The organism is Klebsiella sp. HN106, assembly GCF_051209435.1.
Classification (GTDB): Bacteria; Pseudomonadota; Gammaproteobacteria; order Enterobacterales; family Enterobacteriaceae; genus Klebsiella; species Klebsiella oxytoca.
Genome location: NZ_JBLURD010000001.1, coordinates 44281 through 56247 on the forward strand (window position 1 = coordinate 44281; position 11967 = coordinate 56247).

13 protein-coding genes and 1 pseudogene are annotated in these 11967 nt (G+C 49.9%); 9 read left to right on the forward strand and 5 right to left on the reverse strand.

What is annotated here, in order from left to right; genetic code table 11:
- Window positions 1–21: 21 nt before the first annotated feature.
- The 5 genes and pseudogenes from ACSIPU_RS00245 to nifJ form a co-directional block, all read right to left on the reverse strand.
- Window positions 22–249, reverse strand: a pseudogene (locus ACSIPU_RS00245) (tyrosine-type recombinase/integrase); the annotation flags it as partial.
- Window positions 250–814: 565 nt separating this feature from the next.
- Window positions 815–1249 carry a universal stress protein UspF gene (uspF, locus tag ACSIPU_RS00250; RefSeq protein ID WP_004101601.1) on the reverse strand — a complete coding sequence of 145 codons (435 nt, stop codon included), beginning with the start codon at window positions 1247–1249 and terminating at the stop codon, window positions 815–817.
- A gap of 82 nt (window positions 1250–1331) precedes the next feature.
- Window positions 1332–1544, reverse strand: coding sequence for a KTSC domain-containing protein (locus ACSIPU_RS00255; RefSeq protein WP_004112591.1), 213 nt, complete (start codon window positions 1542–1544; stop codon window positions 1332–1334).
- A 149-nt stretch (window positions 1545–1693) separates the two neighbouring features.
- Window positions 1694–2800: a porin OmpC gene (ompC, locus tag ACSIPU_RS00260; protein WP_004101605.1), complete on the reverse strand. Its 1107-nt coding sequence runs from the start codon at window positions 2798–2800 to the stop codon at window positions 1694–1696.
- Between the two features lie 354 nt (window positions 2801–3154).
- Entirely contained in the window at window positions 3155–6682 is a 3528-nt protein-coding gene (gene nifJ, locus ACSIPU_RS00265; RefSeq protein ID WP_196558090.1) for a pyruvate:ferredoxin (flavodoxin) oxidoreductase, read from the reverse strand.
- 478 nt (window positions 6683–7160) lie between these two features.
- Here nifJ and ACSIPU_RS00270 point away from each other — a divergent pair, with 478 nt between their 5' ends.
- The 9 genes from ACSIPU_RS00270 (at window position 7161) to ACSIPU_RS00310 (ending at window position 11928) form a co-directional block, all read left to right on the forward strand.
- Entirely contained in the window at window positions 7161–7862 is a 702-nt protein-coding gene (locus ACSIPU_RS00270; protein ID WP_004112598.1) for a S24 family peptidase, read from the forward strand.
- 461 nt (window positions 7863–8323) lie between these two features.
- Window positions 8324–8686: a hypothetical protein gene (locus tag ACSIPU_RS00275; RefSeq protein WP_023329615.1), complete on the forward strand. Its 363-nt coding sequence runs from the start codon at window positions 8324–8326 to the stop codon at window positions 8684–8686.
- 76 nt (window positions 8687–8762) lie between these two features.
- Window positions 8763–9155 carry a phage holin family protein gene (locus tag ACSIPU_RS00280; RefSeq protein WP_004101612.1) on the forward strand — a complete coding sequence of 131 codons (393 nt, stop codon included), beginning with the start codon at window positions 8763–8765 and terminating at the stop codon, window positions 9153–9155.
- Complete coding sequence (locus ACSIPU_RS00285; RefSeq protein WP_004101614.1) at window positions 9145–9417, forward strand: phage holin family protein; 273 nt, start codon at window positions 9145–9147, stop codon at window positions 9415–9417. Before ACSIPU_RS00280 ends, ACSIPU_RS00285 begins: the two co-directional genes overlap by 11 nt.
- Before the next feature lie 7 nt (window positions 9418–9424).
- Window positions 9425–9967: a glycoside hydrolase family 108 protein gene (locus ACSIPU_RS00290; RefSeq protein WP_196558091.1), complete on the forward strand. Its 543-nt coding sequence runs from the start codon at window positions 9425–9427 to the stop codon at window positions 9965–9967.
- 53 nt (window positions 9968–10020) lie between these two features.
- The gene (locus tag ACSIPU_RS00295) at window positions 10021–10440 is read left to right on the forward strand and encodes a hypothetical protein (protein ID WP_049593195.1); all 420 of its coding nucleotides are present in this window, start codon (window positions 10021–10023) and stop codon (window positions 10438–10440) included.
- Window positions 10441–10573: 133 nt separating this feature from the next.
- On the forward strand, window positions 10574–11236 hold the full coding sequence (locus ACSIPU_RS00300) for a phage tail protein (protein ID WP_004112606.1): 663 nt from the start codon (window positions 10574–10576) through the stop codon (window positions 11234–11236).
- 72 nt (window positions 11237–11308) lie between these two features.
- Complete coding sequence (locus tag ACSIPU_RS00305; RefSeq protein ID WP_049593193.1) at window positions 11309–11620, forward strand: phage tail assembly chaperone; 312 nt, start codon at window positions 11309–11311, stop codon at window positions 11618–11620.
- A 62-nt stretch (window positions 11621–11682) separates the two neighbouring features.
- Window positions 11683–11928 carry a DUF1799 domain-containing protein gene (locus tag ACSIPU_RS00310; protein ID WP_074188043.1) on the forward strand — a complete coding sequence of 82 codons (246 nt, stop codon included), beginning with the start codon at window positions 11683–11685 and terminating at the stop codon, window positions 11926–11928.
- Window positions 11929–11967 lie beyond the last annotated feature (39 nt).

Here is an 11967-nt window from a genome sequence, read left to right on the forward strand (position 1 = left end):
AAGGGGCAAACAAAATCACAGTTATAGCCTGGCGTTGAGCATTGAAACCTGATCGCCGTTCATTTCTTCAATCCATGTACTGTAGACTTCGTACACCATTTTCGCGTTTTCATGCCCCATCTGGTTAGCTATAAAGGACGGGTTGGCACCTGCTGACAGCAGCCAGCACGCAAAAGTATGTCGCGTATGGTACGGATTCCGACGACGAATACCAGCGCGTTTTACGGCAGCTTTCCATTTTAGCCCTACCCTGACTATACGGATGCAAGTACAACATTGTTGCCACAGGCAAAATTGCCTTTTATTGAGATAACAGCCGTTGCTAAAAGGAATAATGGTGAAATGATAGGCAACAGATAAATATTCTATGGCCACCGCGAAGGCGATCTTCGGGTGGCTTTTATGGAAGAGTAACTAAGTGTGTTGACCGATCAACGCTGACCCGGCCCGTGGAAATGCCCCCCGCCCGGTCCACCACCGGGTCCACCTGGAGGCAAAATACATCCGGACAGAGACAACGCTCCGCAGAACACAAATACGACTAACATAATTTTTTTCATAATAACTCCTGAACTGGCGAGACCCAATTCCAATATAAAAATGTGAATATTTTAAGGAGATGCCATAGATACTCCTCTGCCGGCGCAGCAAATAGGAGTAATCCGTGGATACTCTGGCTTTAGCGAGCTGCTAGCCGATTGCGCTTAGCAGGCATTGTTGTTATGTGAATGGTCGGAATTAGCAAAGGGGGAGCACAGGGAATCTACTGTCAGGCGAGCAAATAAAAGCCCGCACGGCGGCGGGCAGGATAGGTTTATCGTACGACCAGTACCGAGCATTCCGCATGGCGGACAACGGCGGCGGCGTTAGAACCCAGCAGATAGGTGGTGATATCGGGACGGTGCGAAGAAATGATCACCAGATCGGCGGGAAGGGATTTCGCCATAGCGAGAATTTTATCTTTCGGCGAACCCTCGGAAACGTGTAAATGGACACGGTCTTCCGGAATAGTAAATTTTTTCACAATCTCTTTCAGCCGCGACTCCGATTCGGCTTTGAGGTCGTCCATCGCCGGCAGCTCTGCAGTATAGGCCATTCCCAGCGAAGCGTAATAGGGAAGGGAGGGAATGACGGTCAGGAAATGCACCTCGGCATCATCGATTCTGGCTTCAGCCTCAACGTGCTTGATAACACGGTCAGTTAATTCTGTATCGGAAATATCGATGGGCACAAGAATCATTCTGTTCATATAACCTCCTGTTTAAGTAACCACTTAAAGTGTAGGCCATCCGGACGAATATTGTATATTGAACCCAATCACACTTTCGCTATCAGGCGCGGCGGCGTTCGGTAAATTTGCCTTTAATCACACCGTCGTAAAAACGGCCCTTAGAAACAACCTGGAGAAAATCGCGAAAAATGCGTGGCGGGACGCCGAGATACTGTAGCGTTTGGTTATCGCGGAAACGGATTTCAAGAATGCCAGAGGATTCATCATAGGCGATGGAGTGGATGCGGGATGATTTTACGCAATGATGGTGCATGGCAGGCGTCCTCTACGGCTACGGCAGTTCCTGTCAGTAATATATCATTCATCGGACGATTATTTTAAAGCAATTGATATATTGTTTTGCTTTGAATGCAGCTTCAGAGGCAAGGGAAGAGAGCCCGCCGTTGCCAGCGGGCCCGCAGCTTAGAACTGGTAAACCAGGCCTAAAGCAACCACGTCATCGGTAGAGATGCCATTGTTGGAATAGAAGCTGTCGTCTTCGTCAAGCAGGTTGATTTTGTAATCGACATAGGTAGACATATTGCGGTTGAAGTAATAAGTCGCGCCAATGTCAGCATATTTCACCAGATCTTTGTCGCCATCGGTATTGGTCAGATCTTTGCCTTTAGACATCAGGAAAGAGACCGCCGGGCGCAGGCCGAAGTCGAACTGATACTGAGCAGTCACTTCAAAGTTCTGAGTTTTGTTGGCTACGCCGTTACCGTTGCCGTAAGGCGTCATATTGCGGGTTTCGGAATACATGGTCGCCAGATAGATGTTATTGGCGTCATATTTCAGGCCGGTGGTCCAGGCTTCCGCTTTATCGCCCTGCGCGGTGGTCTGGGTCATCTGATCGTTGGTACGGTCAGAGGAGGTGTAGGCGGCAGCGGCGCTGATACCCATACCGAAATCATAAGAAGTGGATAGACCAAAACCATCGCCGTTAGCGTTACGTACGCTGCGATCGCCATTGTTGGTGCCTTCTCCGCTGCCGGCATTTTCGTTTTTACCCTGGTACTGCAGGGCAAAGTTCAGGCCATTAACCAGACCGAAGAAGTCGGTATTGCGGTAGGTTGCTACGCCGTTGGCGCGGCCGGTCATAAAGTTATCCGCCTGGGTATAAGAGTCGCCGCCGAATTCTGGCAGCATATCGGTCCAGCCTTCTACGTCGTACAGCACGCCGTAGTTACGGCCATAATCGAATGAACCGTAATCAGCGAACTTGAGGCCTGCGAACGCCAGACGGGTCCAGGACTGGTTGTCCGCGCCTTCGGTGTTGTTCGCCTGGACGTTATATTCCCACTGACCGTAGCCGGTCAGCTGATCGTTAATCTGAGTTTCGCCTTTGAAGCCAAGACGGACGTATGACTGATCGCCATCTTTTGATGCATCGTCAGAGAAATAATGCAGACCGTCCACCTTGCCATAGAGGTCCAGTTTATTTCCGTCTTTATTATAAATCTCAGCGGAGTGTGCAGCGCCAGCAGCTAATAATGCCGGGATAACGAGGGCCAGTACTTTTCTTTTCATTTAGACAATCCTTTAACTGTTTTTGTTTTTGCTTCCTCCAGGGAAGTAAACTCATGCTAAAGGAGCAGATTGAGATCTGGTAAATATCAATTGTTACGATATAAGTAAAATCTAAAATAAATAATTCGAATGAAATGATGATAATTATAATGAATGAATTCGTGTAATGCATATAAAATAAAAATTATACATATCGGTATTAATGCCGTATTATCCACCCGTTATATGCCTTTTATTGTCATCCAAATTTTTATGTTGCCGCCCGTTCCTGAGAATGGTTTTATTGATCGGTAAAATGACAAGCCCGAATTCATATTCGGGCTTTTTTTATGGGCTGAAAAAAACGTCAGTAGATTAGCTTTCGGTAGTCGGTTTTTCTGCCTTACCGGCCAGCTGCGCGAGGAAGTCGTAGCGTTTTTGCAGGTCTGCCGTTGCATCCTTCCACAGTTGTTCCGCGACTTCCGGCTGTTGAGCGTTCAGGCGACGGAAGCGCTGCTCGTTCAATAGCGTCTCAGCCAGCGCATCTGACGGCGGACGGGAGTCCAGCGCCAGCGGGAGTTTGCCCTCATCGGCACGACGCGGGTCAAAGCGATACAGCGGCCAGAAACCGGTGGCGGTCAGCTGACGCATCTGATCGTGGCTCAGCGCCAAATCGTAACCGTGCTCTTCGCAAGGGCTATAGGCGATAATCAGCGACGGACCCGGGTAAGCTTCCGCTTCCTGAATGGCTTTTACCGTCTGATTCAGCTGGGCGCCAAGCGAAATCTGCGCCACATAAACATGACCGTACATCATCATGCTCACGCCGAGATCTTTACGCGCCTTGCGCTTGCCGTGCTCGCCAAACTTCGTGACGGCTCCCAGCGGCGTAGCCTTCGATGCCTGACCGCCGGTATTGGAGTAGCACTGGGTATCGAGCACCAGAATATTAACGTTTTCGGTCAGACTCAGCACGTGGTCGAGACCACCGAAGCCAATATCATAGGCCCAGCCGTCGCCGCCAATCAGCCAGATCGATTTTTCCGCCAGCGCGTCGGCATCGGTTAACAGCTCCTTCGCGCCTTCTTCATTTGCCAGTACCTTGCGCAGCTCGGCTATCTGCTCGCGGCGCACCTCAGGCGTTGCTTCTGCGTGCAGCGCATCGTTAAGCTCGGGCGGAAGTTTATCGGCGAACTGCGCCAACAGACGCATGACGCGCTGCCGATGCTGATCGACGGTAAGTCGGAAGCCAAGCCCAAATTCGGCGTTATCCTCAAACAGCGAGTTGGCCCAGGCCGGCCCGCGACCATTGGCATCGGTGGTGTAGGGCGTGGAAGGGAGGTTGCCGCCGTAAATCGATGAACAGCCGGTGGCGTTGGCAATCAGCATTCGATCGCCGTAGAGCTGAGTCAGCAGTTTGATATATGGCGTTTCGCCGCAGCCGGAGCAGGCGCCGGAGTATTCAAACAGCGGGCTGATCAGCTGTGAGGTGCGGATATCGATACGTTCCAGCTTGCTGCGGTCCATTTCCGGCAGGTTGAGGAAGTAGTCATAATTCACTTTCTCTTCTTCAACATGCTCAAGGCGCGACATCATATTGATAGCCTTGATTTCCGGGTTCTGCCTGTCTTTTGCCGGACAAACTTCGACGCAGAGATTACAGCCGGTACAATCTTCAGGCGCGACCTGCAAAACGTATTTCTGACCGCGCATATCGCGGGATTTGACATCAAGGGAATGCAGGCTGTCCGGCGCATTTTCCATTGCCTCCGGGGAGACCACTTTCGCACGGATTGCCGAGTGCGGGCAGGCGGCCACGCAGTGGTTGCACTGGGTGCAAAGCTCTTCCTTCCAAATCGGGATCTCTTCGGCGATGTTGCGTTTTTCCCAGCGGGTAGTGCCCATTGGCCAGGTACCATCCGGCGGCAGAGCGGATACCGGTAGCGCATCGCCGAGCCCGGCCAGCATCGCGGCGGTGACGGTTTTTACGAAATCCGGCGCGGCGTCGGAGACGACCGGTGGGCGATTCGGGCTGTTGCCGTCAACCGGCCGTAGCGGCACTTCCGCGAGCGACTCGCGGGCCATCGCCAGCGCCTGCCAGTTACGCTCCACCAGCTCCTGGCCTTTGCTGCTGTAGCTTTTGGCAATGGCCCCCTGTAGCTCCGCCAGCGCGTTATCGCCCGGCAGGATCCGCGTCAGGTGGAAAAAGGCCATCTGCATAACGGTGTTGATACGCGCCCCCAGGCTGCATTCACGGGCGATTTTTGCCGCGTTGACGATATAAAAACGCGCTTTTTTCTGATTGAGGGTGGCCTGGACTTCTTGTGGCAAACGGGACCAGACTTCATCGGCGCTGTAGGGCGTATTAAGCAGGAAAATACCGCCGGGCTTCAGACGTTCCGCCATCTGATATTTATCGATAAACTGCAGCTGGTGACAGCCGACAAAGTCGGCCTGCGAAATCAGATAAGAAGAACGAATCGGCTTCTCGCTGACGCGCAGATGTGAAACCGTCAGCCCGCCGGCCTTTTTCGAGTCATAGACGAAATAGCCCTGCGAGAACCACGGCGTAGAGTTACCGATAATCTTGATATTGTTTTTCGTAGCCGAGACGCTACCGTCGCTGCCGAGCCCGTAGAAGAGGGCTTCCAGTTTCGCTTCCGAGGGGAGCGTGTTTTCGACCAGCGGCAGGGAAAGATTAGTGACGTCATCGTAGATGCCGACGGTAAAGCGCGGCTTGGGTTTAGCGGCGCTCAGCTCCTTGAAGATGGCCAGGACACACTCCGGACCGAACTCTTTTGAAGAGAGGCCATAGCGTCCGCCAATGGTGCGCGGCAGGGTTTCTCGCTCGCCGCGGTTAAAGGCTTCGGCCAGGGCGGTCATGACGTCGAGATAGAGCGGCTCGGCCTGGGACCCCGGTTCTTTGGTGCGGTCCAGCACCGCCACGGCTTGGGTGCTCGGCGGTAAGGCTTCAAGCAGGTGCGCGGCAGAGAAGGGGCGGTAAAGACGAACTTTTAGCACGCCGACTTTTTCACCGCGGCTCAGCAGCTCATCGACCACTTCTTCACAGGTACCGATGGCGGAGCCCATAATGACGATTACGCGCTCAGCCTGCGGATGACCGTAAAACTCAAAGGGTTTGTACTGACGTCCGGTGGCGGCGGCAAAATCATCCATTGCCGTTTCGACACACTCATAGACCGCGTTGTACCACGGATTCGTCGCTTCACGTGACTGGAAATACGTATCCGGATTAGCTGAGGTGCCGCGGATAACCGGATGTTCCGGGTTCAGGGCGCGCTGGCGATGTTCATCAATTCTTTCCTGCGGCAGCAGGCTACGAATGGTATCGTCTGCCAGTGGAGCGATTTTGTTGATTTCGTGCGAGGTACGGAAGCCATCAAAGAAATGAATGAATGGCACGCGACTTTGCAGCGTGGCGATATGTGAAATCAGCGCAAAATCCTGAGCTTCCTGAACGCTGCTGGCGCAGAGCATCGCGCAGCCTGTCTGACGTACGGCCATCACGTCGGAGTGATCGCCGAAGATAGAGAGCGCGTGGGTGGCCACGGTACGGGCGGCGACGTGCAGCACAAACGGCATCAGCTGGCCCGCCAGTTTGTACAGCGTCGGGATCATCAGCAGTAAACCCTGCGATGAAGTAAAAGAGGTTGAGAGCGCACCGGTCTGCAGCGCACCGTGTACGGCGCCGATCGCCCCGGCCTCCGACTGCATCTCGACGACGCGGGGGACATCGCCCCAGACGTTTTTCAGCCCGTTGCCAGCCCAGGCATCCGCCTGCTCCGCCATTGTGGAGCTGGGCGTGATCGGGTAGATGGCGATAACTTCACTGGTGCGAAACGCGACTGAAGCAACCGCGCCATTACCGTCAATAGTGATCATATCAATACTCACATTGCTAAATATTTGAAAAAAACTTTTTATGCCCAGTGATGCAACCTGGGCACTCGCTTATCTCTGCTTTAAAACCGCTTTCGGCGCGATCCTGTCGCTGGCTAAAAATGCATCTCTGATCAGCCTGAGCGCGCTCAAAACGCGACCCGCTTCAGTTCGCGCAGGGCGTAGGGTTTGCGATACCGTGTTTAAGTATAGACCCCTGAGCAACAGGCCTTTTTGATCTCCGGTAGCGATAAAATCCATAATTTAGATAAATTAATTCAACTTATTACAGCGTTGTTTGCTTATAAACGACAGCCTACACCAAAATCACAGGCTCCATTTTTCCATAAGTAGCAGTGTTGCCAGTGGAGGTGAGCAAAGCGTTGAGAACGAAAATTTCGCGTACATTACCTATAGGTAATTTAATGGCGCTTTGCTATATTTTAGATACCTGCTGGTAACTGGTGTTAGACAGATTACGATGGATAAATACGAAATCAGACGTCAGCGCTTGCTCTATATCCGTGATAATTTATGCGGCGGTAAAGCTGTTGATGTAGCCCGAACCCTTGGGCGGGAGCCTTCTTACGTTTCCAGGATGCTCTACCCGGAAGGCAAGAAACAAAAGAAAAGGATAGCTGACGAGATGGTCGATCTTATTGAATCTTCTTTCAATTTGCCCCGCGGCTGGATGGACGGCATTAGCGGAAGTATTGATATCGAACGAGAACCGGTGGAAGACACACCTCAGATGCAGTACGTCATTGAGGTTCTGGACGCTCAGGCCAGCGCGGGACCAGGATGTATTGTCTCAAGCGAGGTTGATGAAACGGTCAACAGTATCACCTATGACACTGCCGGCGCGCTGAGGCTTTTTGGTAACCGGCCCGCAGAGCATATCAAGGTGATTACGGTTTCCGGCGATAGCATGTCCGGCACCATCGAGACCGGTGATTACATCTTTGTTGATGTCTCAAAAGATTACTTTGAAGGTGACGGTATCTATGTCTTTTCGTTCAAAGGGGCGGTGTTGGTGAAGCGTCTTCAATTCACGGCGGATGGCCTGCTTGTGCATTCAGATAACCGCAAATATGCCGACTGGACGATCGGCGAAAGCCATGAACAGTATCTGAAAATTATTGGCCGCGTGATCTACAGCCATAGCGTTAAACGGTTTGTTTAACGCTTTACTAGCGTTCAAACCCTCCTCCCGTTCCAGCCTTTAGTATCAAGTCCAGCAGGTAAAATTTCCCGGCAGGCTTTTTAAGCACCGGGTTTACCTGCGCTGGATGCGAGAAATCATGTCCAGCAGCCCTTTTTATGTTGGCAATCTGGCGCATCGCCCGCCTGCATCGTTTCCCTCCCGGCAAAACCCTGCCTTGTAACTAAATTTTGAATATTTTCAGAGGGTTATTCTAATTGCACCATAAAATATACCTGAAGGTATTTATTTTTAATTAACCCTTAGGTATTCTTTCTTCATCGACTTGAAACACATCGCGTTATCGTCGGTGAAATACAACGATTCGAAAATGAATCTACGTGGCTGAAAAGCCAGCACCATAACGCAGTGCGCTTTGGGGTGAAGCCAGCGGGAGAGGATTCATCGCCGACGCACCGTCAAAGCTCATTAAGGAGACCGCAATGTCCCGTAAAACCGCGTTTCATGGTTCCGCTGCCGGTCGTCGCCGTGCGCAGCGCTCGCACTTACAAAATCCACAAGCCCTCAGTTCAGAACGCCTCCACCGGCCTACGCCTTCTCGCGCTCAGATTCAGGCTAAGGGAAAGCACCATACGCCAGCGCGTATCGAGGACGCATTGCCCATTAACTTTGTTGCCCAGGATATTTTTTGGCAGCTTGAGGAATATAAACGGCAAATTGCGCGTGCCACCATTGTTTATCAGCAAGAATTTTCACACCACTATGCGCAACCTGGGACCTGGCTCTGTCACAGGGCCATCTATGCGCTGGGTTTGCAAAAAAGAAAAAAGGTTACGGCAAAGTAAAAGCATTAGCATGATGCTGCTTTCCTTCGCCATTTGTTATGACCATCAGGAATGTCAGTGAAAGAAGGGAGGGTGAATGTCCGATCCTGTTTCCGGTACGTCGGCAATTGTTACTGGAGGATTAATGGCAGCGAGTCTATTTGGCCTGATCGCAGGTATTGATTATGGCGTTGTGTTCGGCGCATTTGCTGGCGCCGTGTTTTATGTGGCGACCGCAGTAAATATTTCACGTTTCAGACTGGCTGCCTATTTTATGACTTCCTTTATTGTCGGCGTATTGGGCGCCGGGTTAATTGGTACGAAGCTGGCAATCTGGACCGGATACAGTGAACGGTCTTTAGACGCGTTAGGCGCCGTACTGCTATCCGCGCTGATTATTAAGATACTCACATTTCTGAATAATCAAGATCTCACCGAATTGTACAAAATACTCACTCGCAACAATAGTGAACGGCCAAATGGAAAATGAACTGCCGGCGCTGATTAACGCAATTGTCTGCGCTTTGATCACTCTGAACTTGATGTTTTATCGCCGCGCGTGCTACCGAAGACATCGGCCATGGATATCATACACGGCATATTTACTGGTACTTACCTATGCCAGCATACCGTTTCGCTATCTTTTTGGCCTGTATGAATCGACCCATTGGTTAGTCGTCAGCGTCAATTTTTTTATACTTATTACCGTATTCCTCGTCAGGGGGAATATCGCGCATTTAATCGATAAATGAGGGATGTATGAATAAAGATGAGATTTTTAACGCCATTTTGGATAAGGAGGGCGGCTATGTAAATCATCCGGACGATCGAGGTGGCCCAACAAATTGGGGGATTACTCAGACCACTGCCCGCGCGCATGGTTATGATGGACCTATGCAAAAACTGCCGCGCCAGCAGGCGCTGGATATTCTCAACGCGGACTACTGGATTGCGCCCCGGTTCGACCATGTTGCTGAGATATCTACCCCGCTTGCTGAAAAACTGTGTGATGCCGGGGTCAATATGGGCACCATTCTGCCGGGTAAGTGGCTTCAGCGATGGCTAAATGCCTTTAATCATCGCGGAGTGCTGTATCCGGACCTCGTGGTCGATGGTGCTATCGGCCCCAGAACGATTAACGCCTTAAGCCAGTACCTTATTCGCAGAGGCAATGAAGGTGAGACGGTACTATTACGAGCATTAAACTGTAGTCAAGGGCAATATTATCTGGAGTTGGCTGAAAGAAACGATGCTAATGAATCCTTTATCTATGGTTGGCTCAGGGCTCGAGTAATTATTTAGTTTATCTCTTTATTAACCATTGATTCAACAATCTACGCCTGGAGAAAATAAATATGTATGCATCTAATGATTTAACTCTCTCAATGTTTTACTCATCTAGTATTGCTGAGGAAACAGGCAATAAAATCGCAACGCTTACCGTTCAAACCTTGGGGCCAGTTGCGGAAGTTTTACAAATCAGTAAATTGCATTGTATTACTGACGAAAACAGAACGAAATATTATAGTATCGGTGAGCAGTTTATTGCGAATGGTTCCGACCCTCTTCTTGCTGCTATCGAAACCTGGTGGCGCGATAATTCGGCTACTTTGATCCAGGAATTAATGGTGGAAGTTATGGATTTTATTTCTGGTAACATCAACCAAAATGCCACCTGGATTGGCCAATATGGAATGAAAATCTTTGAAAATGAGCCAGTGCTAAAACGTATCCCTGAAAGTGTATTGCCGAATAATTACTCTGCGAACACCTGAATAATTTATGAGAAATGGCTTTAGTTTAAAAGTGTAGTCACTATGGCACACAACAATAAGTCATGCCCAAACAAATTATTCACTTTTTAAAAGAATATTAAAACATTCAAATATTGATAATGGAGATATTATTATGGCTTTTGCTCTGCCTAATGGCTCAACTGTTTTTGTCGGTTCCGGCTTGAGTAATCCTGTCGTGGTAAGTACGGTATCGAATGCGGAAGGTGCGGTTTTTACCGTGACTGAAAATCATAATCTTAGGGTCGATGATGTCGTGCTTATTTCTTCGGGCTGGGGTGCCATCGATGGTTTAGTCGCCAGAATTACTGCGCAAACCCCTAATAGCGTGACCATTTCGGTCATCAACTCTAGCGACCGGAATTTCTTTCCTGCCCATGCCGGTGGCGGGAAATTGCAAAAAATCACTGAATGGACTGAAATTCCACAGATTACTGAAGTCGCGCTGTCAGGGGGGGAGCAGCAGTATGCACAGGTACAGTTTCTGGCCGACGATCGCCAGCGTAATATTGGAACCTTTAAGGCCGCTAAAAACCAAACGTTCACATTAGCGCATGATGCTTCATTACCTATCTATAATGTATTGAGCATGGCAGATCGTTATGGACAAGTTTTACCACTACGCATGTTTGTGCCTAATGCAAAAGAGTATCGCTACTGGTCCGGCGTTCCGTCGTTTGATCCGCAACCAATGACGGCGGTGAATAGCGTTGAAACCGTACAAGTCGCGTTTTCCATTCACTCTCGGGATATTACTTTCTACAAGTCGGAAGAATAATTGTTCTTCTTATCTGTGAACCATAAATTAAATTCAACCAGGCTCCTTCGGGAGCCTCTTTTAAGGGTATATATGAGCGCTATCTTCAAATTACAACCTAAACCTGTTTTTAAAGCTGATGTTGCTATTCCTCGTGCGGGTGAAGAAGACGGAGTGCTGAATTTTACGTTTAAGCATCGGCCTATAAAAGAATTGGCAGAGTTAGAAGATATTGACGAAAAAACGGTATGTGATTTTTTACTGGAGATCGTCGACGGTTGGGGATTATCAGAACCTTGTACGCGAGAAAATATGGGAGTACTGGTAGATAATTATCCGGGGGCTGTTAAGGCAATAATGGCTACTTATTATCAAGAGCTGACGGGGAATCGCGAAAAAAACTGATTACGGTTGCCTCTGCATTCTATACGCCTGAACCATCAGCGGATGAGCTAAGCGCATTCGGTCTGACAGCCGAAGATTATGACGATACTGTTATCAATGTTTGGCCCGATATCTGGCCTGCATTTGTGGTCTTTCGCTCGGCCAGCACGCAGTGGCGAACCAGTCCAGGCGGCTTAATCGGTCTGGACTATAGTGTGCTCGCATGGCTCATGAGGGTTTATGATATAGCTGATGAGGTAACCGTAATAAACGATATTCAGGTAATGGAACGGGTGGCGTTGAATATCCTGAATAAACTACAGAGCTAGCCTGGGTTTTTAGCAGAAGTATGTTCAAATTATTAATCA